This window comes from Furfurilactobacillus curtus (assembly GCF_054657915.1).
In genome coordinates, this window is sequence record NZ_BAAHXU010000001.1 from 2,020,426 (window position 1) to 2,047,257 (window position 26,832).

A 26,832-nucleotide genomic window follows, 5' to 3' on the forward strand; every position below is an offset into this window, starting at 1 on the left:
ACCTACTGATTTTTAATGAGAGGGAGACAAAATTCGTGAGTGCAAGCACATTATTAGCAGGGTTAAATGACAAACAAAAAGAAGCGGTGCAGACAACGGCGGGCCCGTTATTAATTATGGCGGGTGCCGGGTCAGGAAAGACGCGGGTACTAACGCATCGGGTTGCCTATCTGATCGAAGAAAAAAATGTGATGCCTTGGCGAATCTTAGCGATCACATTCACGAATAAGGCGGCTCGAGAAATGCGTGAACGAGTAGGGCAATTGCTTGGCGAGAGTGGTGAAGCCGTATGGGTGTCTACATTCCATGCTCTTTGTGTGCGAATTTTGCGTCGCGATATTGATCGCTTGGGCTACAACAAAGCATTTACGATCACTGATACTGGCGAACAGCGAACCTTGGTTAAACGTATTTTACGTGAGCAAAATATTGATCCCAAGCAGTATGATCCCCGGTCGCTATTAGCGGCAATTTCCAATGCTAAAAATGAATTGCAAACGGCCGCGGATTACGCACAGGCGGCGAACACACCATTCGAAAAAATTGCGGCGACCGTTTACGATAATTACCAACGTGAATTAAAAGCTAATCAAGCGTTAGATTTCGATGATTTAATTATGTTAACCATTGAATTATTTGAAAAGGCCCCAGACGTTCTAACCTTTTATCAAGAGCGGTTTGAATATATTCATGTGGATGAATATCAAGATACTAACGACGCGCAATATAAATTAGTTAGCCAATTAGCTGGTAAATACAAAAACCTATGTGTTGTGGGTGACGCCGATCAGAGTATTTATGGCTGGCGTGGTGCCAACATGAATAATATCTTGGATTTTGAAAAAGATTATCCACAGGCTCATACGGTGATGCTTGAACAAAATTATCGTTCCACTCAGACTATTCTAAATGCGGCTAACAATGTGATCGAAAACAATGTATTGCGACGTAAAAAAGCATTATGGACAGATAATGGTGACGGCGAAAAAATTGCTTATTACCGGGCTCAAAGTGAACGTGACGAGGCCCATTATGTCATCAGCAAAATCGAACAGCAAATGCGCGACCACCATCGAGATTACGGTGATTTTGCGATTTTGTATCGCACAAATGCCCAATCGCGAACAATTGAAGATGCGTTAGTCAAAAGTAATATTCCGTACAATATGGTTGGTGGACACAAGTTCTACGATCGCAAGGAAATTCGCGACATTTTGGCGTATTTAACCCTAGTCGTGAATCCGGAAGATAACTTGAGTTTTGAACGAATTATTAATGAACCTAAACGTGGTTTGGGTAGTGGTTCCATTGAAAAATTACGGGCTTTCGCTAACGAAAATTCGTGGTCGTTATTGGCAGCCGCGCAAAACGTTACCATTGCCAACGGAATTCCAGCAAGAGCACGTAATGCATTTGAAGAATTTGGCCGATCAATGGCTGATTTTGCTAAAATGCGCGAATTTGTTAGCGTCACGGATTTGACCGAACAGCTTTTGGATAAAACCGGTTACTTGCCAGCATTAAAGGCGACGCATTCTTTAGAAGACGACACCCGGGTTGAGAACTTAGAAGAGTTCTTGTCCGTGACTAAGCAATTTGACGATAACTACGAGCCGAGTACAGTGCTACCGACCGACATGGAAGCAGTCAACGAACCGATTCCAGAGGGTAGTGGCGATAAGTTCGTTGACTTTTTGGCAGATCTGGCATTAGTTTCTGATTTAGATGACGTTGATGATGATAACGGTGCAGTTACTTTAATGACTTTACACGCCGCTAAGGGGCTTGAATTTCCAGTGGTCTTCTTAATGGGGCTTGAAGAAGGCATCTTTCCACTTTCAAGGGCAATCATGGAAAATGATGAACTTGAAGAGGAACGGCGACTTGCCTACGTGGGAATTACCCGTGCTAAGGAGAAATTGTATTTAACAAATGCATTTTCTAGATTGCTGTACGGCCGTACGCAAACTAATCCAGCCTCACGCTTTATTGACGAAATTAATCCAGAATTATTAGCTAGTGAAAATCAAAGCGCCGGTAGTTTGACATCATCCCGGTTGAAGACGCCATTTGATCGCCGAACAGAAGGTGGCCTTTCGACGGCGTACCGACGACAACCAGTTGGTACGAAAGCCACCAAAGTCGATCGCGCTCAGGGCACGGGGGCTGATAAAGTGAGTTGGACAGCTGGTGATAAAGTTACCCATAAAAAGTGGGGCGAAGGAACGGTTGTCAAGGTAAGCGGTGAGGGCGAGGGGGCCGAGTTAGACATCGCTTTTCCGCAAGAAGGGGTCAAGCGGCTATTAGCCGCCTTTGCACCGATTACGAGAGTAACTAAATAAGTTGGACAAAGGAGCAGACGCAATGGCAGATCAACCAGTATCGGACATGAATGTTCAAAACGCTAATGAAGTGGCTAGTCAGTTACGCGATCAGCTAAATTTGTGGCGACAACAATACTATGTTGCCGACTCACCCACAGTGGAAGACCATACTTACGATATGGCTTATCAAAGGTTACTAGACCTAGAAGCTGCTTTTCCCGAAATCGTGACGCCTGACTCCCCCACCCAACAGGTAGGTGATGTCACGTTACCAGGCTTTAGTAAGGTCACACATGCCATCCCAATGCTCTCGATGGGGGACGTGTTCTCCGTTGGTGAGCTTGCCGAATTCGACCAACGTACCAAAAAGAGTCTCGGCCAAGATGAAATGTCTTACAATTGTGAGCTTAAGATTGATGGTTTGGCAATCTCCTTAGTGTACGAAAACGGGCGATTTGTTCAGGGATCAACCCGCGGAGATGGTCGAATTGGCGAGGACATCACAGAAAATTTACGAACGGTGGCATCCATTCCAATGACGTTACCCGAGCCGTTATCAATTGAAGTTCGTGGTGAATGTTATATGCCAAAAGTTGCGTTTGCCAAATTAAATGAACGTCAAGAGGCCGAAGGAAAGACGCCCTTTGCAAATCCGCGTAATGCGGCGGCCGGATCATTGCGCCAATTAGACACACGCGTGACAAAGGCCCGTGAGTTGGCGACTTTTATCTACTACACGCCTGATTTTGGTGCACTGGGTGTTACGACACAAAGTGAAGCACTGAAACGTTATGAGGCCCTCGGATTCAGCGTTAATCCGCATGCGCAAGTTTGCCATAATATGGCGGAAATCCAAAATTACATTGATGAATATACAACTCAGCGAGAAAGCCTAAGTTACGGTATCGACGGCATTGTCGTTAAAGTCGATCCCGTTGATCAACAAGACGAATTAGGCAATACAGTCAAGGTGCCACGATGGGAAATTGCTTACAAATTCCCACCAGATGAGCAACAGACGACTATTCGGGAGATCGAATGGACAGTGGGGCGCACTGGCATTGTGACACCAACGGCGATTATGGATCCAGTACAGTTAGCAGGAACTACTGTGGCTAGAGCCTCGCTGCATAATCCGGATTATTTAAATGAAAAAGGGGTGCGCTTAGGAGATACGGTGACCCTGCACAAGGCTGGTGACATTATTCCAGAAGTTGGCGAAGTCATCGTCAGTAAACGGCCGGCCGATAGTCAACCGTATCCAATCCCAACTGAATGTCCCTCTTGTGGCCGTGAGCTCGTACATGTGGACGAAGAAGTTGCGTTGCGGTGCATCAATCCGAGCTGTCCGGCTCAAGTGACAGAAGGTTTGATCCATTTTGCGTCTCGTGATGCCATGAACATCGACGGATTGGGACCGGCGATTGTGACCCAATTGCTGGAACAACAACTTTTAACGGATGTCGCCGGTTTGTATCGACTTAAATTCGAAGATTTGTTAACTTTAAATAAATTTGGCGAAAAATCGGCTCATAATCTGTTGACAGCGATTGATAATAGCCGCAATAATTCGTTGGAGCGGTTATTGTTTGGCTTGGGCATTCGCCATTTAGGTGCAAAAGCGGCCCAACAGGTTGCTGCCCACTTTCACACCTTGGCAGCAGTCATGGCAGCGACGCCTGCTCAGATTGCGGAAATCGATGGCATGGGTTTAGTCATCGGTGACGCGGTTAGCCAATATTTTCACACGGCTGCGGCAAAAGCGCTGGTTGACGAATTAACGGCTGTCGGGGTGAACCTGACGTATACTGGTGTTGACCAACGTCAAGCAGCTGATGATCCCTTTTTTGGTGGTAAACGGGTCGTCTTAACGGGTAAATTAACTCAGTTTACTCGCTCAGAAGCAACAGCGTGGTTGACCAATCATGGTGCTACGGTGGTTGGCAGTGTTTCAAAGAAAACGGACTTAGTGATTGTAGGGACCGATGCAGGTAGCAAGTTAACAAAAGCGCAGACATTAGGCATCACGGTGTGGGATGAAGCACAATTTGTTAAAACCATGTCTGCTGATCCAGATTGATCGAAATGAAGAGGAGACTGAAACGGTGAAAAAGGTTCGCATTTTGGTGGCATTGTTGTCGACCATGATGGTGCTTGCTGCGTGTGGCAATATTAATACGACGCAACAATCTCCATCAACCACGAATAAAAAAAAGACACAAACGACTGGTCAGACCGATAGTGGGAATTATCAAGGGGTCATTACCAATGGTCATTATCTGACCAGCAAATCGCGGGGGGTGACCAATGATCAGGATGCTAACCAACTCAATTTAAAGAGTTTTGAAAACGGACTTTTGAACGTTTCCAAGAAGCAATTCAAACCAAGCAAGTATGTCTTTCAAGAAGGACAGTACTTGTCTTCAGGCACAGTGACTGACTGGTTGGGGCGAAAATCAAAGGATAATCCGGATGGATTGAACCCAGTGGATAATGGGCAAAAGGACGCCGATAAGCGTAATCCGTTATATTTACAGGCGATTGAAGAGCAAGACTACATGACCCAGAATGGGAATGATTTGAAGTTGGGTGGCATTACAATCGGAATCGGCCTTAATTCTGTGGACTATTACACGAAGGAAAAGTACGGGGCGCAATATTCGACCAAAATTTCCGATGAGCAGATGAAAACACAGGGTCGTGAAATTGCTGCCAAGGTGCTCAAACGTTTGCGCCGGACAAAAGGTGTTGGTGCAGATACGCCGATTGTGATTGCCCTATACAAGCAGGCGCCAGATGACAGCTTAGTTGGCGGCACATTCTTTAGTTACGATGTTAGCGATGGGAACGCGCTTGGCAATTGGCAAGCGATTAATCAGCGCAATGTTGTATTTCCTTCGGCTGGTGGCACTAGCGAGTCCGGCACCAGCAATGATGAAAGTAACTTTGAAAACTTTAAAACGCAGGTCCAAAATTTCTTTCCTAACCTAAGCGGGGTTACCGCACAGGCACAGTATCAAGATAATAATCTAGCCGGGATGAACGTCACGATTACAACCCAGTTCTATAGTGAAACGGAAATTATTAGTTTCACGGAATATTTAGCTCAAGTGGCACCGAAATATTTACCAGCAGGTGTACCGATTGATATAACAGTGCAATCCACTGATGGCGTACAATCATTTTTGAGTCGAGATGCAGGACAGCGCAAATTTACCACGCATGTCTTTGGTTCATATTAAGTTGGTTTATTCGGATTGGGTATCTAACGGGTAATCAACAGATAATTTAGAGCGTGGGACATAAGTCGGTCAGCGATTTATGTTCCGCGCTTTTTAAATGGAATTTAGTTGATACTTTTGTCTCAGACACGATGCTGGTAATAAGAAAATAATGAGATTAGGCGTTTGGCTTTTCTTTTATCTGAAAATGGTTAGAATTGATTCGAGTTTCAAAAATAGCCAAATTAATTTGGGGTAAAGAAAAATGGGAAGCAAAGCACGGACAAAATTGTCGGCCGCTGGACTGCTGGTCACGCTCGGAATTGTTTATGGAGATATTGGGACTTCACCACTGTATGTTATGAAGACCATTTTGACCGATAACGGTGGACTGACGACGGCCAGTCGGGAATTAATCGTTGGCAGTATTTCACTGATTTTTTGGACTGTCATGTTATTGACAACCGTTAAATACGTTCTGATCGCTTTGAATGCGACAAATCATGGGGAAGGCGGTATCTTTGCCCTTTACACGCTGGTTCGACGTCAGGCTAAATGGCTTATTTTTCCGGCCTTGATTGGTGGTGCGGCTTTATTAGCAGATGGGATGCTCACACCGGCTGTAACGGTCACCACGTCAATTGAAGGGTTAAAAGGGATCGTCTTTCATCACTTTGAACCAGTTCACGACCAAACTGACGTCATTATCATCACGATTGTTATTCTTTCGCTGTTATTCGTTATTCAACGATTTGGGACAAAAGCAATTGGTCATGCCTTTGGTCCCATCATGACGATTTGGTTCACCTTCATTGGAGCAGTGGGCTTCATCAATGTGCTACCAGATCTGAGTATGTTTAAAGCCCTGAACCCCTATTATGCGGTCACAATTTTAACTAGTCCTGATAACAAAGTGGGCGTTTTTATTTTGGGTAGCGTCTTTCTAGCCACTACTGGGGCGGAAGCGTTGTATTCGGACATTGGTCATGTCGGCAAGGCAAATATTGACGGCAGTTGGCCATATGTCTTCGTTTGTTTAATGCTGAACTATCTGGGGCAAGGCGCTTGGGTGCTCAACAACGTCAATAACACACTGTATGCCAAGATGGTTGACTTTAACCCATTTTTTGAAATGTTGCCGGGAGATTGGCGTTTTATTGGCATTGTGCTGGCGACACTGGCCGCAATCATTGCTTCGCAGGCTTTGATTACTGGCTCGTACACGTTGGTAGCTGAAGCGGTTCGATTAAAACTATTGCCACGCTTAAAAATCAGTTATCCAACGATTAAGCAGGGACAAATTTATGTCCCAATGGTCAATGGTATTCTGTGGATCGCTTGTATTGGCATTGTCCTATACTTTCGCACGTCAGCGCACATGGAAGCCGCTTATGGATTGGCGATTACAGTGACGATGTTGATGACGACACTCTTGTTGTATCAATATTTGCGGCTTCGTCACACAAATGTTGTCTTAGCGTGGACCATGGTGTTATTTTTCGGTACTTTAGAGAGCCTGTTCTTCTTAGCTTCGATGGTTAAGTTTGTTCACGGTGGGTATGTAACCGCGCTCTTAGCAGGTCTGATTTTGCTAGTGATGTACATCTGGTATTACGGTAATAAGATTCGTGATCGTGATGAATTCGAATCCGCCTACGTTGATTTAGACGATTACACGGATCAATTGCAGGCGTTGAGCCATGACGAGAACTATCCGACGTTTGCGACAAATCTGGTTTATATGGCAAAGGTGCGTCCAGGTCATTTAATTAAACGGGAGATGTTGTATTCAATTTTGGATAAACGGCCTAAACGGGCGCAAGCTTATTGGTTTGTGACAGTTAATGTGACTGATGACCCTTATACGGCTAAATATGATGTGGATATGCTTGGTACGAACAACGTGATCAATGTTCAGCTATATTTGGGCTTTCGGCGTGAGCAACGGGTTAACGTGTATCTGCGGGCGATTGTTCAAGAATTGATTGAAAGTGGTGACTTACCCGCCCAACCGCAGCAATATACGATGATGAAAGATCGCAATGTTGGTGACTTTAGCTTTGTCGTCATTCAGGAAGAAATTTCGCCAGAGACCCGCATTAAACCGTTTGATAAGTTAATGATTCAAGCTCGCGTTCGCTTACAAAATCTGACCGGTTCTCCTGCTTCATGGTTCGGGTTGGAATTCGCCGATGTCGTTGTCGAACACGTGCCCCTAATTTTGGGGCGGCGACGACGGCCAATCTTGCGACGGATTAAACACAATCTTGCGCCTGATTCGAACAGTGGAATGGCTCCAACGGGAAGTCGGGAATTAAAGAAATAACTAGACTGATGGCAAGTGGCAACTACGGTTTGTCATCAGGAAATAATTTTAAGTTTCAAAAGGCGACCATTTCCGTGCAAAGGAATCGGTGGCCTTTTGTGATTTCATCGAAAAGATGATACTAATTTTTTTGCACGAGCTCCGGTCCTTTGTCGTATAATGTTAGGGATATGGGGCTCTAATTAACATGACGCAAACTTGATTGTAAGTTTACAAGAGAAAGAAGGATTAATGATGGCAGTAGAACCAATTTCACGTGAAGAAGTTGAACACGTGGCCGAGCTTGCAAAACTGTCACTGACAGATGAACAGGCGCAAAAGTTTACAAGTCAACTTGATGAAATTATTGAAATGATCGAAGGGCTCAATGAGGTCAATACTGACGAAGTGGCACCAACGACGAACATGGCTGATGCAACGGCCATTTTACGTGAAGATGTGGCGGTTAATGCCCACCAAAAGGCGGCGTTGTTAGCTGAAGCTCCCGATACTGAAGATGGCTTTATTAAAGTACCAGCCATTATTGATGAAAGTGAGGATGCCTAATGACGCGCCCATATGACAATTTAACGGATTTGCATCAAGCATTGGTGCAGCAAGAACTATCAGCGACTGAATTGACCAAACAAACGTTAGCTAATATTCATGAACATGAAGACCAATTAAATGCTTATGTAACAGTTAATGATGAAGGCGCTTTAGCGCAAGCGCAAGCGATTGATGCCGCAGGAATTGACCCTAATAACCTGTTTTCTGGTGTGCCTGTTGCTTTGAAAGATAACCTTACGACAAAGGGACTATTGACGACGGCGTCTTCAAAAATTCTGGCCAACTTCACACCAGTTTATGACGCGGATGTTGTGGAACGTTTACAAGCAGCTGGAGCAATTACGATCGGAAAGACCAATCTGGATGAATTTGCGATGGGAGCTTCGACGGAGACCTCATTTTACGGGACAACGCGTAATCCTTGGGACACGACCAAAGTTCCTGGTGGTTCATCAGGTGGTTCAGCTGCGACTGTCGCGGCCGGGGATGTTTTAGCCTCACTAGGCTCGGACACTGGTGGTTCGATCCGTCAGCCAGCTGCGTTCAATGGAATCGTGGGGCTTAAACCAACATACGGCCGTATTAGTCGTTGGGGATTAATTGCCTTTGCTTCTTCATTGGATCAGATTGGGCCGATGACGGCGAATGTTACCGATGCAGCTGCAATGTTACAGGTTCTAGCTGGTCGTGATGAGCGCGATGCCACATCCTCCAGTCAACCAGTACCCGATTATGTTGCCGGTCTAACTGGTGATATTAAGGGCTTAAAGATTGGTGTACCAAAGGAATTCTTGGCCGATGGCATTGATGCTGGTGTTCGTGATCAAATTCGTTCAGCAGTTAAACAGCTCGAACAGCTAGGGGCGAAAGTAGACGAAGTTAGTTTGCCTCATAGCACCCACGGAATTCAGGCGTACTACATTTTGGCACCATCAGAAGCATCCTCTAATTTGCAACGTTTTGATGGCATTCGTTATGGTTACCGGACAAGTGATGCGAAGAACTTGGAAGAACTGTATGTTAAGACTCGGTCGGAAGGTTTCGGCGATGAAGTTAAGCGCCGGATCATGTTGGGGACGTTTGCCTTATCGGCCGGCGCATTTGATGCCTTCTTTATGAAAGCAGCCAAGATTCGAACATTGATCATTGAAGACTTTAAACGAGTTTTTGCCGACTATGATTTAATCGTTGGCCCAACAGCACCGACGCCAGCTTTTGGCATCGGTGAAGAGACTAAAGACCCAATGACCATGTACATGAACGACATGCTAACCGTCCCTGCTAATTTAGCCGGGCTTCCTTCCATTTCTGTGCCTGCAGGCTTGGTTGATGGCCTACCGGTTGGACTGCAGATTATTGGTCAGGCATTTGATGAAACCCGGGTCTTGAATGCTGCCTATGCCTTTGAACAGAGCACTGAATTTCACACGCTAAAACCAACGTTGAATGAAGGAGGTCAGGCTTAATGAATTTCGAAACGACCATTGGGCTTGAAGTCCATGTTGAGTTAAAAACCAATTCCAAAATTTTTAGTCCGTCACCAGTTGAATTCGGAGACGAACCTAATGCGAACACTAATGTAATTGACTGGGGTTATCCTGGGGTTTTGCCGACGCCAAACAAAGGTGTCGTTGAATATGGCATGCGCGCTGCCTTGGCTTTACATGCCAAGATTAATCAGCATACCCATTTTGATCGGAAGAATTACTTCTATCCTGACAATCCCAAGGCCTATCAGATTTCTCAATCTGATGTGCCATTAGCTGAAAACGGTTGGATTGAAATTGACGTTGACGGGCAGAAGAAAAAAATCGGTATTGCCGAGATGCACATCGAAGAAGATGCTGGTAAAAACACGCATAATCCTAATGGCTATTCTTACGTTGATTTGAACCGGCAAGGTACACCCTTGATTGAAATTGTTTCAAAGCCTGATATTGCCTCGCCAGATGAAGCTTATGCTTATTTGGAAATCTTGCGTCAACGCATTCAATTCACTGGCGTCTCCGATGTAAAAATGGAAGAAGGCTCAATGCGGGTTGATGTGAATATTTCGATTCGCCCATACGGTTCAGATCAATATGGCACGAAGACAGAGTTAAAGAACTTGAACTCGTTTAACTACGTGCGCAAGGGCCTTCAGTTTGAAGAAAAGCGCCAGCAACAGGTCCTGTTATCTGGTGGTAAAATTCAACAAGAGACGCGTCGCTATGATGAGAACACCAATGAAACGATCTTAATGCGGGTGAAGGAAGGCGCCGATGATTATCGTTACTTCCCAGAACCGGATATTCCTAATGTTGAAATTGCGGATGACTGGATTGCCCAAATTCAAGCAACGATGCCTGAAATGCCTGAAAAACGGCGTCAACGATATGTCAACGACTTAGGCTTGACAGATTATGACGCGATGGTATTGACGCAGACAAAAGAAATGGCAGATTTCTTTGAAGCCACAGTCACAGCCGGGGCCGATGCTAAATTGACTTCGAACTACTTACAAGGCGATGTCAATGCATATCTGAATGATAATAAATCGGATTTGCAGGAAACTAAGCTGACGCCAGCCAATTTAGCCGGCATGATCAAGTTACAAATGGATGGTACAATTTCTTCAAAGATGGCTAAAAAAGTTTTCGTAGCCATTACGAAAGGTGAAGAACCGGGGGCCTACGTTAAAGCACACGGTTTAGTGCAACTCTCTGATCCCGAACAATTACAGCCAATTATTGATGGCGTGCTCGATGCCAATGAACAGTCGGTTGTTGACTTCAAAAATGGGAAAGATCGAGCAGTTGGCTTCTTGGTTGGTCAAATCATGAAGCAAACGCACGGTCAGGCCAATCCGAAAGTAGTCAATCAATTGTTAATGGCTTCCTTAAATGCCCGTTAAGCTGATTGTTTAATTGATAAATAACCGTTACAATAAAGCCTCGTTATGCATTTATAGCGAGGCTTGTACATAGCAATAATTAGATCTTGGTTTATTGGAGGAGCAACGATGGCACAACGCGCACGGGTGATTTATAATCCGACTTCTGGTCGAGAGGCTTTGAAGCGGGATTTGATCGATATTTTAAATGTTTTTGAGCAGGCTGGCTATGAAACCAGCGCGTTTGCGACCACGCCAGCGGCCAATTCTGCCAAAAATGAAGCGCGGCGTGCCGCTAAAGCTGGCTTCGATTTGATCGTGGCTGCCGGCGGTGATGGGACGATTAATGAGGTCGTCAACGGCATTGCGAACCTCAGAAAACGACCGAAGATGGCGATTATTCCAGCTGGGACCACTAATGACTATGCGCGTGCCTTGCGGATTCCACGTGATGAACCGCTAGCGGCGGCTAAAGTCGTTTTAAAAAATCAGACGGTCAAGATGGACATTGGCCAAGCTGGTGATACGTATTTTATTAACATCGCTGGTGGCGGTTTGCTGACGGAACTAACTTATGACGTGCCGTCGGATATGAAAACAATTTTTGGCTATTTAGCTTATTTGGTTAAAGGGGCTGAGTTGTTGCCACAGATTAAACCAATACAGATGTCGATTGAGTACGATGATGGTAAATTTGAGGGTGAAGCTTCCATGTTTCTGTTGGGCTTAACCAACTCCATTGGTGGTTTTGAACAAATCGTACCTGAAGCGTCCTTAGATGACGGCAAATTTAGTCTTTTGATCGTGAAAACAGCGAGCATGCCTCAGCTTTTGCGGCTGATGACGTTAGTGCTTAACGGTGGGCGCCATATTAACGATCCACATATTATTTATAAAAAAACACGCAAGGTCATTGCCAAACCGTTAGACCAAAATGATCGAATGATGATTAATTTGGATGGTGAGTATGGTGGGGACGCGCCGATGACGTTTATCGATCATAAGCAACACATCGAAATGTTCGCGGATCTAGACGCGATTCCTGATGAACAAATTACCGGTGAAGACCGGGCAATTGAGGCCGACGCACGTAAGTTTGTTGAAGAGGTGGATAAATTACCGCAGACTCAGACTGATTCAGAAATGAAGGCATAATTAAGTGAGCGGGAGTCGGACCTGTTTGAGTCCGAGCCGCAACTGACAATCGCAATTTGGCGAATTTGCTCGGCTGTGGTTGTTGATTATGCACTGGATTCGGGGTCTGGCAATCGCGTTTTTTAAATGAACGGGGCATCAGCCAATGACATGCACTAGACGCGGTGTCACTCGGCTAATGTCCCGTGTTTGTTTATTCAAATTAAAAATGGCATTTATGTTTTGCTTTTGTCCCAAGCGCTTTTGCGTTACACTAACAAGGTTATTTTTTCCAACTGATGACCGTCGAAACAGTCGAAAGGAACCTTTAGAATGAAATTTACAGCACCTGTTACGAAGAATGAAACATACACTGGCAAAATTATGGATCTAACCTATCAGGGCATGGGGGTCGCCAAAATCGATGATTTTCCGATCTTTATCGCCAACGCATTGCCTGATGAACAGGTTGTTTTTGCCGTAACTAAGGTGGCCAAGTCGTACGCTTTTGGTCGCGTGGTTAAATTTATTGAACAAAGTCCCCAACGCGTGGACAATGTTGATGTCACTTATACACAAACCGGCATTGCGCCGTTACAGCACCTTAGTTACTCAGGACAATTAATTTTTAAACATGATCAGATGGTTGAATTGTTTAATAAGGCGCATATAGACGTTAATATTAATGACACAATCGGGATGGCAACCCCGTATCATTATCGCAATAAAGCGCAGATTCCAGTTCGCGAGCTTAATGGTCAACTAGAAACCGGCTTTTATCGTCGTGGTTCACATCAATTAGTGCCCATTGAAGATTTTTACATTCAAGATCCTAAAATTGACGAGGCGATCGTGATCGTTCGTGATTTGGTACGACGGTTTCATCTTGATGCCTATGATGAAGTCAACAACACGGGTGTTGTAAAAACAATTATGGTTCGGCGCGGTTACTATAGTCACGAAATGATGATTGTCATCGTGACTCGAGCCCATAAACTATCAATGGTTAACGAATTAGTCGCTGCCATTACTAAAGCATTGCCAGAAGTTAAGAGTATTATTCAAAATGTCAATCCGAAACCAACCAACGTGTTGCTCGGGGATGTTGATCGCGTTCATTTTGGTAGTCCAGTGATTCATGATCAGCTGATGGGGTTGACGTTTGAAATTTCTGCGCATTCATTTTATCAAGTAAATCCGCAGCAAACTGAACGACTCTATCAACTGGCGATTGAAAAAGCACAATTGACAGGCAACGAAACAGTGATTGATGCCTATTGTGGTATTGGCACCATTTCTCTGGCAGTTGCTAGCCACGCCAAAGAAGTTTATGGGGTCGAGATTGTGTCTGCTGCGATTGGCGACGCTAAAACAAATGCCAACTTGAACCATATTGACAATGTTAAATTTGTGGTTGCTAAAGCGGAGACTCAAATGGCACGGTGGCAAGAAGCCGGGTTAAAGCCTGATGTCATCATGGTTGATCCACCACGTAAGGGCCTGGCCGAAGAATTTATTGAAGCAGCAGCGAAAGTTAATCCGCAACGGATTGTCTATATTAGCTGTAATCCAGCTACGTTGGTGCGCGATGTGCAACAATTTATGGCCCGTGGGTACCATGTAGATGGACCAATTCAACCGGTTGATCAATTTCCTCAAACCACACATATTGAAAGTGTGACTGTGCTTGTCAAAGATTAGACAAGCCGATAAGTGAAGATAAATTTTAAACCGTTGTTAGCCAAGACGTCTGGCTAGCAACGGTTTTTAAGTGGGTAGCATGAATTTGGAGAAGCGTCCGAATTTGGCATCGTTTACAAGCTTAATTTTATGATGTTTCGAGTGAACTATGCTATGCTCACCAGTCGATTTCAGTTAAGGTGGCGGTTGGGAGCGGTGATTTATATGGGCCCATGGAATTTTATTGGCCCAATCAGATCAAGGAGCAAGCACACTTGTCAGACTTCTTAACGAAGAGCGTTAAATAGTTAGAGCTACGAACCTTTGATAACAATCATTCGAATTTAGCTCAAGCAGGATTCAGGCATGGTACACTTAAACTAAGTGAATCATGACGGGGGATAGCGATGAGAAAATTAACCAGGAGCGTGCTGAGTCTAACGATAACCGTCTTGCTATTAATGGTGGGGACGTTGATCGGACGGGCAGATTCGTACGACATTAAACGGTATGATGTTTATATCGATGTGTTGGCTAATGGAGATGCTGAAGTCCAACAGCAGATCACCTATCAATTCGATGGATCTTTCCATGGCGTTTTCTATAATCAGGACTTGAAGGGGATCAAGGGTGTCAGCGATCCCACGGTAACGGTGCAGAATCATAACGATCGGGCGATACCATTAGCAGCGAGTGCTACTGGGGAAAATAATTCGTTTAGTGTGACAAAAAGTGCGTCAGTCATGAAGTTAAAAGTTTATCACAGTATCGAGGACGCCACGGCGACGTTCACCTATCGCTATCGACTTAACGGGGTCGTGACCAACTATCGAGACACTGCTCGACTAAATTGGAAGGTGATTGGCAGTGGTTGGGATCAATCGTTAAGTAATGTCAAAATCATCATTCAATTGCCCCAACAAAATGTTGCTACATTACAGGCATGGGCGCATGGCCCATTAGCTGGTCACACAACGGTTAATCGAAAAGCTGGGCAAATGAAGTTAACCTTGGCTAATAATCCGGCAAATCAATTCATTGAGACTGATTTATTGTTTCCAACTTCTGTCACGCCCAACAATCCTAATCAGGTTGATCGGGCGGTAAAAGCACAAGTACAACGCCAGGAGAGGGCGTTGGCCAAGCGAGCAAATGCAAAACGTGTTCGGGCACGACATACGATATATGTCATGATCAGTATTGTTTTGGGAATAATGCTTGTTTCATTAGTTGGCACAGTAATTTACCTGTGGCGGCGACCGATTCACCGTCATGCACCATTAGTTCCGATTCATCACTGGTATGAAGTTCCTCACGTTGGTCCGGCTGTCGCAGAAAGTTTGGTCAATCATAAAGAAGCTGATTCACGTGGTTATACGGGCGAATTGCTTCAATTAGTCGCCAAAAAGGCCGTCACATTAACTTCAGACGACAATACCTATGTGTTGGCTAAAGTTGGTCAACAGCCTATCGATGAACCACTAACCGAGTTTATGATTAAACACATTGGCGATGGTGATCAAGTTACGATGGTGGCGGTTGAAAAATATGGTAAAAGAGATCAAAAAGGCCATTTACAGCAGCATTTCCTACAATGGCAACGCCGTATTTCCGACCAAGTGGCCACTTATGAAGATGGACATAATCTTGGCGTTCGTCGCTGGCTCTTAGCGTTATTAATTGGCAATCTTGCTTTAGCTGGGTTAGCGGCGCTCCTAATTGGGGCCGGTCCTGCTCAGATTAAGTTGGTATGGTGGTTGGGACTAGCTGTCTTTGCAGGATTATTAACCGTAATCATCATTTGGCAACGGCAACGGATCAATCGATACACCGCTGATGGCGATCAGCTGGTTAACGAGCTTCGAGGGCTTAAACGAATGCTTCGTGATGTGGGACATTTCAATACAGCCGAGGTTGGCGACTTAATTTTATGGGAGCAGTTGTTACCGTACGCGGCGGCTTTTGGATTGGCTAAGCAGGTGACCCAAGCCGTGGCCAACGATTTCGGAGCAGCTACAATTGCCACCACTGGAATTTTGTTCCCATATTATTATGGTTTTGGCAATCACTCGATTAATTTCGATCAGGCATTTACTGGCACCTTTTCTAATTCCATTTCTGCTAGTAGCAGCGCCCTGTCCAGTAGCAGTGGTGGTTCTGGTGGCTTTTCAGGTGGTAGTTCTGGCGGCTTTGGTGGCGGATCCGGTGGTGGTGCTTTTTAATGGCTAAGTACAAGGATGAAGACGCCCGAAAAAAAAGATCAGTTCGATTTTGAAATCGAGCTGATCTTTTTTGATTATGAATTATTAATGTAACACGATGTTCAACAATAAAACCATTAACAAACCGACTACTGAAATAATTGTTTCTAAGACCGTCCAGATACTTAATGTCTGTTTCACAGAAAGATCGAAGTATTCGGAGAACATCCAAAAACCAGCATCGTTGACGTGGGAGGCGGCTAGTGAGCCGGCGCCAATGGCGAGTGCCATCAAAGCTGGATCAGCACCTGCCGCGTGCATGAGTGGTACGACTAGACCAGCGGCTGTCATTCCAGCGACTGTTGCAGATCCTAGCGCAACCCGCAAGATTACCGCAATCAACCAGCCCAATAAGAGCGGTGAAAGACTAGAATGAGCCATTAGCTGCTGCACGGCTTTGCCGACACCACCATCAATGAGGACCTGTTTGAAGGCTGCACCACCGCCAATCACCATCAGTAACATCGCAATCGACTTGATGGCATCTTCAATCGTGCCACTAATTTGTTTCATTGTCCGACTACGATGAAAGCCCATGGACCAAATTGCAAATAATAGGGAAATGACCATCGCAATGACTGGATCACCGAGCATGATCATAATCGAGGCAAATCCATGGGGATGAACCGGTTTGACACCATGTAATACGGTCATGGTATAAATGGTTGAAATAGCCATGAAGATAACTGGGAAGAGGGAAGTCAAGGCTGCTAAGCCGAAACTAGGTGTTTCATTAAGCTTGTATTCCTTCACCTCACCAAAAGCTGGTAATTCCTTTTTGATGACAAAGACGTCTGGTTGAAGGCGTTGCATGATCCGGGTAAAGACAGGCCCGGCGATGATCACACAAGGAATCGCAACAATAATACCAAGTAACAAGACCATCCCGGTGTTTGCACCGAGGGCTGTCGACACAGCAGTGGGGGCTGGTTGGGGTGGTAAGAAACCTTGTGTTGCCGATAAGGCAGCTGCCATTGACAGACCAAGGTATAAGAATGGTACTTCTGCTTCTAAGGCAACAGCGAAGACAATGGGGGTCAACAAAACCAAGCCGACTTCGAAGAACAGAGACATTCCAATGATGAATGAAGCGATTACGATCGCTAATTGCAATCGTTTCTTACCAAACGCACTGATCAGTGTCTTCGCGATGCGATAAGAACCCCCCGAATCTGAGACTAACCGACCGATCATGGCGCCAAAACCAAAGACGATCGCTAGCTCGCCTAACGAACTTCCAATTCCGTTCTTAATGGACGTTGCAATGGCAGCGGGGTTCATGCCGAGCCCCAAGGCTACTAAGATCGATGTCACAATTAAGGAGACAAAGGTGTTCAACTTGAACTGAATAATAAGCACTAGCAATAAAGCAATGCCGAGAATCAAAACAATGAATGGTGACATAAGCAAGACTTTCCTCTCAAATTCATTTGGTGAAATAAAACGACCACACCATTCTACTCGTCTTGAAAACGAAGTAACACAGTTTAGCGAAAACTTTTTTCAGCTTTTAACTCATTTGATAGTGAATACAAAAACGTTGTCCCCACCTGGGAGGCAACGCTTTTTTGTATTATAAATGAAATTAATTTTAATGAAAAACCATGTTAAGCAACAAGACGCCGATTATCCCGACGATCGAAATAATTGTTTCAAGCACTGTCCAAATACTTAACGTCTGTTTAACAGATAGATCAAAGTATTCAGAGAACATCCAGAAGCCAGCATCGTTGACGTGGGAAGCAGCTAGTGAACCAGAACCGATGGCAATAACCATTAAGGCCGGATCAACACCGGCTTGAGCCATTAACGGAGCTACGATACCAGCAGCAGTTAGGGCAGCGACGGTTGCAGAGCCAAGAGCGATCCGCAAAATAACGGCGACTAACCAACCCAATAATAACGGACTGAAGTTGGTGTGGATAAACATGGTGGCAACGGCTTTACCAACGCCCCCATCAATAAGGACTTGTTTAAACGCACCACCCCCACCAATAACCAGCAGTAGCATGGCAATGGATTTTACGGCATTTTCCATCGAGGTCATAATGTCTTTAGTGGAGCGTTGACGACGCCAACCCATAGCCCACATAGCAAAAATAAGCGATAGGACCATGGCAATACTTGGACTACCAATAAAAGCAATAAATTGATCTAAATTACTTGGATGCTTTGGCAATTCGCCATTCGTAAAAATTAATTGGTAGATCGTGGTGATTGCCATGAAGATAACAGGGAAAAGAGAGGTCAAGACGGATGAGCCAAAGCTTGGCGTATCCTCTAACTTAAATTCCTTGATTTCACCAAACGAAGATAGATTACCTTTGCGTTTAAATGCTGAAGGCGCATAACGTTCAGCTAGCCGGGTAAATACTGGACCGGCAATGTAAACGGCGGGAATGGCAATAATAATCCCAAATAAGAGAACCCGACCGGCGTTAGCGTGAAGTGCTGCTGAAATAGCAACGGGGGCTGGATGTGGCGGCAAGAAACCGTGAGTCACAGACAAAGCAGTTGCCATTGGAATCCCTAGGTATAGGATCGGCACTTCTGCTTCGACAGCAATGGCAAAGACGATTGGAATTAACAGAACCATTCCAACTTCGAAGAATAAAGCGATCCCGATAATAAAGGAAGCTAGCACGATGGCCAACTGCAACCTTTTTTTACCGAATCGTTGAATCAACGTGGTCGCAATTCGATAAGCACCGCCGGCGTCGGCGACCAAACGACCTAGCATCGCCCCAAAACCGAAGACGATTGATAATTCACCGAGTTGGCTGCCGATCCCGTTTTGAACCGAGAGGGCAATCTTGTCCATAGGCATTCCTAAACCAAGGGCGACTAACACGGCGGTAATGACTAATGCGAGGAAGGTGTTGATCTTGAAACGAATAATGAGAACTAACAAAAGGGCAATTCCCAAGAACAACACCACAAAAGGCATAACTCCTGACATGATGTATAGCTCCTTCCAAAGAAAAAATGAATAATGAATAACTTACCTGAAAACGATACCAAAAAAACGACAAATAAGAAAGCACTTACATTCGCAAAGTGAATAAATTTTTCAAAACGGTGTTCAAAGCTGCTTTCACAAATGTGATTAATCAGGGATTGCATAAGGGTTGAACCATGCGAATAGCGAAAAAAATTTTCTTAATGAATTTAACTTACATCAAGATGATCGCTGTAATCAGTCGTTTTTTTGAGATGATCACTCTTTTTTTAATCAAAAAAGACCTCACCGTTTTTTGGTGAGATCTTTTAATAATTACTTGGATTAGTCAGTCGTTTCACCGGCTTGAGCGTGTTTCTTTTGGAAGTTCGCAATATTTGTGTATTCCGTTTGCAGCTGACGACTTAAGCGGATATAAATCGGTACCAATTCACGGTAAACTTCAAAGTTTTCTGGATTTGGTTGGTACGTGTGCGTTTCGCCGACAAAACGTTTAACTTCTGAAAGATCATCGATCAGGCCTAGTGACTTCATGCCGACAACAGCGGCACCTAGACATGAGGATTCAAAGGATTCTGGGATTGTGACTGGTTGCTCAAAAATATCAGATAACATCTGACGCCAGAGCTCTGAACGGGCAAAACCACCAGTGGCCATAATTGACTTGGGTTCACCAACAACCTCTTCCAAGGCGAGCAGCACTGTGTATAAGTTGTAGACAATACCTTCTAACACGGCGCGAATCATGTGCGCGCGGGTGTGCATTTGCGTCAATCCAAAGAATGAACCACGTGCGTCGGCGTCCCAGATTGGTGCGCGTTCACCACCCAAGAAGGGGTGGAACAGTAAGCCATTGGATCCAGCAGGGACCCGCTTGGCAATGTCAGTTAGCAGGTCGTAAGAGTCCTCTTGTAGTAAGGCCGCCGTACTCTTTTCCGCATCAAACAGGTTATCACGGGCCCAACGGAAGACGACACCACCGTTATTAACCGGTCCGCCGACTACCCATAAATCCTTGGTCAATGCATAACAGAACACACGGCCTTTGGGATCAATAACCGGGTGATCAGTAACCACGCGAACAGCACCCGAAGTTCCGATAGTGACGGCGACGACGCCTTTTTCAATGGCGTTAACGCCTAAATTAGATAACGCACCATCAAAAGCCCCTTGAATAAAGGGAACATCTTTAGGATAGCCAATTACCTTGGCGTATTCTTCGCGCATACCTGTCGACTGCGCGTAACCATCGACAATTTTTGGCAACTGCGCTTCATTAACACCGGTCAAAGCCAAGGCGTCTTTGTCCCACGCTAGGTTGAAGATATTAAAGATCCCAGTTCCACTGGCTACGGAAATATCCATTTGCCAAACGCCGAGTAAACGATAGAAAATATATTCCTTAATGCCACAGTAGTAAGCTGCCTGATTGTAGATATCGGCCTTTTCATTCTTAAGCCAAAGTAACTTGCTGAGTAAAGACATCGGGTGGATTGGCGTTCCGGTGTGTTCATATAAAGTCTTACCGGAACCATCGGCTTTTAACTGATCCGCATATTTCGTGGCCCGAGTATCAGCCCAAGTAATCACCCGAGTTAACGGCTTGTGATCTTTGTCTAGAGCGATCAAACTTTGGTTTGCGCTCGAGAATGAAACTCCGTGGAGTTTACCATTTTTAAGGTCAGCCTTGCGTAAAATTTCTTGTAAGCCGTTAACGACAGCTTCAAGGATTTCCTCAGGGTCTTCTTCGGCCATTCCCGTGGCATCCCGGTATAACGAGTATAGTTTGTTGGTGTAGGCCAAGACGTTACCATCCAGGTCGTATAAAACGGCCTTGGTGCTGGTCGTTCCAATATCCATTCCGACCATATAATCCATAGTGAAATGCTCCTTTTTTAGTAGACATGCGATAAAACTCAAACCGGTATCATAGCTGAGTTGCTCACGTGCTTGATTGATGAATCTACGGACACCAGTATAGGTGAAAAGGCGTTCATTCACAACCAAAATAGGTCAAATCCGATGCTGGCTATCGCGAGTTTGCATATTCAGCGATGAATACGAAGCGAGTTGGAATGCATTAAAAGACTGGTTGAATTGACTTTACGAAAACGTACTCACCTTCAATGGAACTGGTGGCGGCGTCCAACCAAGCAGCCTGTTCGGGGTCCAAAGCGCTCGTGATTTCTTGTTAATACTCGTTTTTATCCATGAAGACCGTTGCTAAATTGCGTGCAAATTTGGTCTGAATACGGCATAATAAATTTAGAAAATTTTTTACATTATAGAATAAAATAATTTTCATGAAGGGGAGCGAGGATCATCGCACGAACAAGTGTTAGCACAATTCGGGCTAATTATCAGCACCTCACGGGAGCGGATAAAAAAATTGCCGATTATATTTTAGCTAATCCGACAACCGCTAGTGAGAAAACCATTCAAGAGTTAGCGGCCAGTGTGAAGGTGTCTACTGCGACCGTAAGCCGTTTTGTCAAACGGATCGGGTGGCACTCATTTCGCGAATTTAGTCTGGGCTTTGGTCGAGTGGAGCGTCAGACAGATAGCTTTTTCAGTGAGATCGAGGAGAATGATCAACCCAACGTGGTGGTCGACAAGGTATTTCAGGGGGCTGAGAACGCCTTAGATGCGACGCGTTCTTTGTTAAAAGAGGCCGATTTAAACGCCGCGATTGAATTGATTACTGAAGCTAAGAGTCTAAGCTTTTTTGGCTTTGGCGGTTCTTCAATTGTGGCTTTAGATGGCTATCACAAGTTTTTGCGAACCACGGTGCACGCACAATTTCATCCTGACGTGGATATTCAGTTGATGCAGGCCGTTAATTTAGGTTCACAAGATGTTGCTATTCTCATCTCTCATTCAGGACGAAATCATGACACTTTGATGGTGGCTGATCAGTTAAAGCATAATCAAGTTCCAATGATCGCCATTACGAGTTACCCTGCTTCACCGTTAGCTAAACGTTGTGACATTGTCTTTCAATCGGTGGCTGAGGAAGTTAACTACCGTAGCGAATCAATGAGTTCATTAATTGCCCAGCTGACAATTGTGGATAGTCTATTCACATTGGTCGGCGCTAAAGGAGCCAAGACGGAAAGTGGCGAGGGCTTGCTCAAGGATATTCGGCATGCAATGGAAGTTTCCCGAGAATAATGAACATGAAGGTCTTAATGGGCAAAATGATCGAAGCTAGGTGATGGATAGGGTGGTGATGGTTTGATGGCTGAACCGCAATCAGTTCTGAGTCGTCTGAACCGGCGGCAACATAAACGTCGACGCCCTAAATGGTGGGCTTGGCTAGCGATCGTAATCGCGATCGTGGGGATTATGACAGCTGGCTTTGGGGGTGTGCATTGGTGGCATTTGCGTCATCAGATTGTGTTAAAAAAATATCCAGTAACAGGTGTGGCAATTGATCAAGATGCGGGATTCATTGATTTTCAAGCCCTATCCAAAACCGGTTTGCAATTTATTTACTTAAAGACAACCGTTGGAAATCGCTATACGGATGATGATTTTGCGGACAATTATCAACGTAGTATCGGCAGTTCCTTGAAAATTGGCGTTTATCTGACTTATAGCCCCAACAGCACGATTATGAGTCAGGTTCGGTATTTTCATCAACAAGTGGGGCACTCGACAGGAACGTTGCCGATCATGATCGTTGTGCCAGAGGGTATCGGTGATCTCAGTGATTCGGCAGTTCTTAAAAAGACAACGCAACGATTGACTACGATGCAGGTTCAATTGCAACAGCAGACTGACCAACCAGTTGGTTTATGGATTGCGCCTCAACAAGCGACTAAGCTGGATAAAAGTAGAACATGGCGAATGTTAACCTTGACCGATGAGCCGCTAAAACAGCATTATCAGTCTAATATTGATTTTATTAGTTATGATGATAGCGGTTCAATTATCGTGGATGGTTCCCGGCAATCCTTGAACTTAATGGTCTATAATGGCAGCAAGAAAATGTTTGAAACGCTAGCTACTGAGAATTGAGATAAACTTAATCAACAAAGTGAATGTGGGTGATCCTATGGCAATTTTTGGTAAAAAAAGTTCAACAGAAGCTAGTACTAACCAGGCGATGACGATCGATCAAGCTCAAACAATGATTCTTGATGCAGTGACTCATCAATTTGGTGACTCGCAGACGGTTTTGCCGGATTTTTCTGTCGTGTCTGGCTGGGCCAGCGCAGATTTTGTTGCTTTTCGTAGCTTTGATGTGCAAATTAAAATTGGTGTTAAACCAGAAAATGCGCGGGATGTTAATCGACTCAAAATTCTAGTTGCGATTGGGCCACGATTGGTTCCACTATACGATCTTTTAGAGAGCGACTTGCGTGGTCAATATGAACGAATTTGTAGTCCGGAGCACTTGGCGACTGACGTGCGGCTTTTGGAACACTACTTAGTTTGGCGATTGACGCCGGAGCAGCGCCTTAAATTTGGGCTGACAATGGATTGATGAAACAGTGGACAGGTAGCCTTATTGTCGGCGCTATCGTGATGACCCTCTTGCTAGGGGGGCAAACAGGGCGGGCGGCAGTAATGGATCCAACGATTAATAGTCGAGCTGCAATCGTGATTGATGAGCAAACAGGACAGATTTTGGCCGCCAAGGATCGAAACGAACGATTACCGATTGCTTCCATTTCAAAATTATTGGTGGTCTACTTGGTTGAACAGAAGATTGCTAATAAAACATTGTCCTTACAGGAGAAAGTTCCGATTGATCCCAAAGTTGCCCAGTTGAGCACTTCACCAGAGTTAACGAATGTGCCATTGAGTGCAGGCCGCCAGTATACAATTGCGGAGTTATTAGCTGATGCGCTACTACCGTCCGGAAATGCAGCGGCAGTGGCATTAGGGGAGGCGGTGACGGGCAGTGTACCAGCCACCAATAGTGCCATGACCCGCTTGCTAAGGCGCTGGGGGATTCATTCGCCGAGGCTTGTTTCGCCAGCCGGATTGCGGAATGGTGATATGGGGGAGCTACGTGATCCAAAGCAACCGGATACAGCAGAAAATAAACTATCAGTCACTGAGCTAGCGGTGGTCAGCCGCCACTTGCTGGAGGATTATCCGGCAGTTCGTGACATTACTAGACGCGCTCAGTTGACGACCACTGGGGTCAATGGGGAACCATATTCTATTGTGAACACTAATCTACTGACGAAACATCGAAGTGGTAAGTACACCTTTACGGGGGTCAAAACGGGCTCCTCTCCGTCAATTGGTGGAAACTTCGTCGGGGAAACCAGACTAGCTGGGCGGCGGGTCATTACAGTGGTTTTGGGAAGCGGTGGCTATCGTGACCAACACACTCGTTTTGATGAAACCATCCACATGTTGGATCAAGTGGCCGCTAAGTTAAGACCAGTTCGTTCGGGTAAACGGGGTCCAGTTGTTTATTTGCAACAAGCAAACACGTCTCTTGGTCAAGTGCGCACGCAATATCGACATCAACCGACGTTTTTTGTAGCTCGGCGACATCCACAACCGGTGGTGACTGGAAAATTACACGTGAAGTCATCTCGCTTATTACCGTTGCGAGCTGATCAGACGATTGGCTGGACAACGTTAACAACTGCCAGTGCACAATTTGTAGATGGTCATCCGCAAGTTGAAGTCGTCTCTGAGCAAAAGGTTGGACAGGCTAGTTGGGTGACGCAAATGTGGCGAAAATTGTTTGGGAATCATTAAATAGCATTAAAAAAACGCGATCCCAGTTGAGATCGCGTTTTAGATCTAGAAAAGTTATTTTAATTAGGAATCGGTCAGAGTTGGCTCAGATCGGGATGACTTAGGCGATGGCTTAGCTGCTACCAAGACATATGTGGCGTTGTCTGCTTCATCATAAAGGGCGACAGGACGCTGCTCATTAGCTTGAATTTTAAGATGATAGCCAAAGCTGTCTAGATAAACCAACTCTTGGGTATTGATTTGTTCAACAGTGGCCGGTTCATTATGGTTGTCAATGTGTAAACTTAGGTCTGGGTTAATTTGAATCCGATGGATGCGATGATCGTCGTGATCAGAATAGGTCCATGTGCCAGAATATAATAATGGTAATGATGATTGTTGGGTCGTATGTTTGCGACTTGACCGAGTAAAAACGCCTGTTAAGCCTGCAATAACTGATACTCCGAACAATGTCAGATTTCGTTTGACTGACACAGAACCGTCCTCTCTTTCCCCGCTTGGTATGCTCTCTTAATAAATATAAATATAGCACGTTTAAAAAAGTTTTCCTTATTGAAACCATTGACGTAATGGAATTAACACATTTCTGCAACCAATCTGACCTGATTACTGAAACTTGTTGATAAAATTGGTAAACTAGAGTCATTAACAGGGACGAACGCGTGCTAATTTGTAAATAAAACTAGTACGTTAATTATAAGGATTTGGTCGCTGGTAACCGCATGAAAAAATTCATTTTAAAATGGAGGATTTGCGCATGTTAACTTTAGGTGTCGTTGGGACCAATTGGATTACGCAACAATTTGTCGAAGCCGCTGCTGCTAGTGAGGAATATCAGTTAACGAGTACGTATTCTCGTCACGAAGATACTGGTCAGGCCTTTGCAGATAAAAATGGCGGTCAAGTATTCACTGATTTTGACCAGTTTTTACGAGATGGCAACGCGCAGGTGATTTATATTGCTTCGCCAAATAGCCTACATGCTAAGCAAGCCTTAGCGGCGATTAATGCGGATAAGCAAGTGATTGTGGAAAAGCCACTCGTGTCCAATCCACAAGAGTTTGCTCAGATTAAGGCTGCACTGGCGGCCCATCCAGATGTTCGTTTATTTGAAGCAGCGCGGCAGATTCATCAACCAAATTTCCGAGCCATTCGTAAACAGATTGCGGCCATGGAGACTTTAAATGGTGCCATGCTGACATACATGAAGTATTCGTCCCGCTACGATGATGTATTGGCTGGGAAAGATCCAAATGTTTTTACGACAACCTATAGTGGCGGGGCGCTGCAGGATTTAGGGGTTTACGTCGTTTATGATGCCGTGGCCTGGTTTGGCAAGCCCAACCGTGTACACTATTATGCAACTCCGATTCGTACGGGGGCAGATGGCAAAGGAGTTGCCGTCTTCGGTTATGATAATTTTGACGTCACCCTTAACTTTGGTAAAACCACGAATTCCTATTTGCCGTCGGAAGTTTACGGGTTAAAGGATACTATCGTGATGGATAATGCTGCCGAATTGAATTCGGTTATCTACCATGCCGCTGACGGATCAACAAAAAAGTTATCGGAAGAACCGGATGACAACCCGATGTTGGCCGAGGTTCGTGATTTTGCGGAAGTAATTAACAACCCTAAAGATCCAGATAATGCGCGCCATTATCAAACTTGGTTCCATTTGAGTGAAATTGTGAATGGTGTGCTCTACGATTTGCGGCGGAAAGCCAGTTTAGTCTTTCCAGCCGATAGTCAGGATTAATTGATAAATAGAAATGAGCG

At 45.0% G+C, this 26,832-nt stretch carries 19 protein-coding genes; 15 read left to right on the forward strand and 4 right to left on the reverse strand.

Going from position 1 to position 26,832, the window contains the following annotated elements; all coding sequences use genetic code 11:
- Positions 1–35: 35 nt before the first annotated feature.
- From pcrA to ACYQ0Y_RS09520, 10 genes are all read left to right on the forward strand, one after another.
- Positions 36–2,342, forward strand: coding sequence for a DNA helicase PcrA (gene pcrA / locus ACYQ0Y_RS09475; protein WP_407884148.1), 2,307 nt, complete (start codon positions 36–38; stop codon positions 2,340–2,342).
- 22 nt (positions 2,343–2,364) lie between these two features.
- Positions 2,365–4,404: an NAD-dependent DNA ligase LigA gene (gene ligA / locus ACYQ0Y_RS09480; RefSeq protein ID WP_407884146.1), complete on the forward strand. Its 2,040-nt coding sequence runs from the start codon at positions 2,365–2,367 to the stop codon at positions 4,402–4,404.
- A 25-nt stretch (positions 4,405–4,429) separates the two neighbouring features.
- Positions 4,430–5,566 carry a CamS family sex pheromone protein gene (locus ACYQ0Y_RS09485; protein WP_407884144.1) on the forward strand — a complete coding sequence of 379 codons (1,137 nt, stop codon included), beginning with the start codon at positions 4,430–4,432 and terminating at the stop codon, positions 5,564–5,566.
- A gap of 244 nt (positions 5,567–5,810) precedes the next feature.
- A complete protein-coding gene (locus ACYQ0Y_RS09490) occupies positions 5,811–7,871 on the forward strand; it encodes a KUP/HAK/KT family potassium transporter (protein WP_407884142.1) in 2,061 nt (686 codons plus the stop codon).
- Between the two features lie 234 nt (positions 7,872–8,105).
- Positions 8,106–8,417 carry an Asp-tRNA(Asn)/Glu-tRNA(Gln) amidotransferase subunit GatC gene (gene gatC / locus ACYQ0Y_RS09495; protein ID WP_407884140.1) on the forward strand — a complete coding sequence of 104 codons (312 nt, stop codon included), beginning with the start codon at positions 8,106–8,108 and terminating at the stop codon, positions 8,415–8,417.
- Positions 8,417–9,886: an Asp-tRNA(Asn)/Glu-tRNA(Gln) amidotransferase subunit GatA gene (gene gatA, locus ACYQ0Y_RS09500; RefSeq protein WP_407884138.1), complete on the forward strand. Its 1,470-nt coding sequence runs from the start codon at positions 8,417–8,419 to the stop codon at positions 9,884–9,886. The genes gatC and gatA overlap by 1 nt, the downstream gene beginning before the upstream one ends.
- On the forward strand, positions 9,886–11,313 hold the full coding sequence (gatB, locus tag ACYQ0Y_RS09505) for an Asp-tRNA(Asn)/Glu-tRNA(Gln) amidotransferase subunit GatB (protein WP_407884136.1): 1,428 nt from the start codon (positions 9,886–9,888) through the stop codon (positions 11,311–11,313). Before gatA ends, gatB begins: the two co-directional genes overlap by 1 nt.
- 108 nt (positions 11,314–11,421) lie before the next feature.
- Positions 11,422–12,447: a diacylglycerol kinase gene (locus ACYQ0Y_RS09510; protein WP_407884134.1), complete on the forward strand. Its 1,026-nt coding sequence runs from the start codon at positions 11,422–11,424 to the stop codon at positions 12,445–12,447.
- Between the two features lie 312 nt (positions 12,448–12,759).
- The gene (gene rlmD, locus ACYQ0Y_RS09515) at positions 12,760–14,127 is read left to right on the forward strand and encodes a 23S rRNA (uracil(1939)-C(5))-methyltransferase RlmD (protein ID WP_407884132.1); all 1,368 of its coding nucleotides are present in this window, start codon (positions 12,760–12,762) and stop codon (positions 14,125–14,127) included.
- 386 nt (positions 14,128–14,513) lie between these two features.
- Positions 14,514–16,328 (forward strand): DUF2207 family protein, encoded by a 1,815-nt coding sequence (locus tag ACYQ0Y_RS09520; protein ID WP_407884130.1) that lies wholly within the window; start codon positions 14,514–14,516, stop codon positions 16,326–16,328.
- A gap of 84 nt (positions 16,329–16,412) precedes the next feature.
- On the opposite strand, the gene ACYQ0Y_RS09525 is transcribed toward ACYQ0Y_RS09520, so the two are convergent.
- From ACYQ0Y_RS09525 to gntK, 3 genes are all read right to left on the reverse strand, one after another.
- Positions 16,413–17,771 (reverse strand): gluconate:H+ symporter, encoded by a 1,359-nt coding sequence (locus ACYQ0Y_RS09525; protein ID WP_407884128.1) that lies wholly within the window; start codon positions 17,769–17,771, stop codon positions 16,413–16,415.
- A 187-nt stretch (positions 17,772–17,958) separates the two neighbouring features.
- Complete coding sequence (locus tag ACYQ0Y_RS09530; protein WP_407884126.1) at positions 17,959–19,326, reverse strand: gluconate:H+ symporter; 1,368 nt, start codon at positions 19,324–19,326, stop codon at positions 17,959–17,961.
- A 324-nt stretch (positions 19,327–19,650) separates the two neighbouring features.
- A complete protein-coding gene (gene gntK / locus ACYQ0Y_RS09535) occupies positions 19,651–21,204 on the reverse strand; it encodes a gluconokinase (protein WP_407884124.1) in 1,554 nt (517 codons plus the stop codon).
- A gap of 468 nt (positions 21,205–21,672) precedes the next feature.
- On the opposite strand from gntK, the gene ACYQ0Y_RS09540 reads away from it, so the two are divergent.
- The 4 genes from ACYQ0Y_RS09540 to ACYQ0Y_RS09555 all read left to right on the forward strand — a co-directional run bounded on the left by ACYQ0Y_RS09540 (position 21,673) and on the right by ACYQ0Y_RS09555 (position 25,053).
- On the forward strand, positions 21,673–22,497 hold the full coding sequence (locus tag ACYQ0Y_RS09540) for a MurR/RpiR family transcriptional regulator (protein WP_459935475.1): 825 nt from the start codon (positions 21,673–21,675) through the stop codon (positions 22,495–22,497).
- Between the two features lie 66 nt (positions 22,498–22,563).
- On the forward strand, positions 22,564–23,346 hold the full coding sequence (locus ACYQ0Y_RS09545; protein WP_407884122.1) for a GH25 family lysozyme: 783 nt from the start codon (positions 22,564–22,566) through the stop codon (positions 23,344–23,346).
- 37 nt (positions 23,347–23,383) lie between these two features.
- Positions 23,384–23,815: a hypothetical protein gene (locus ACYQ0Y_RS09550; protein WP_407884120.1), complete on the forward strand. Its 432-nt coding sequence runs from the start codon at positions 23,384–23,386 to the stop codon at positions 23,813–23,815.
- Positions 23,815–25,053: a D-alanyl-D-alanine carboxypeptidase family protein gene (locus ACYQ0Y_RS09555; protein ID WP_407884118.1), complete on the forward strand. Its 1,239-nt coding sequence runs from the start codon at positions 23,815–23,817 to the stop codon at positions 25,051–25,053. Before ACYQ0Y_RS09550 ends, ACYQ0Y_RS09555 begins: the two co-directional genes overlap by 1 nt.
- A gap of 63 nt (positions 25,054–25,116) precedes the next feature.
- On the opposite strand, the gene ACYQ0Y_RS09560 is transcribed toward ACYQ0Y_RS09555, so the two are convergent.
- On the reverse strand, positions 25,117–25,527 hold the full coding sequence (locus tag ACYQ0Y_RS09560) for a DUF4828 domain-containing protein (protein WP_407884116.1): 411 nt from the start codon (positions 25,525–25,527) through the stop codon (positions 25,117–25,119).
- Positions 25,528–25,810: 283 nt separating this feature from the next.
- On the opposite strand from ACYQ0Y_RS09560, the gene ACYQ0Y_RS09565 reads away from it, so the two are divergent.
- A complete protein-coding gene (locus ACYQ0Y_RS09565; RefSeq protein ID WP_407884114.1) occupies positions 25,811–26,812 on the forward strand; it encodes a Gfo/Idh/MocA family protein in 1,002 nt (333 codons plus the stop codon).
- Positions 26,813–26,832: the final 20 nt, after the last annotated feature.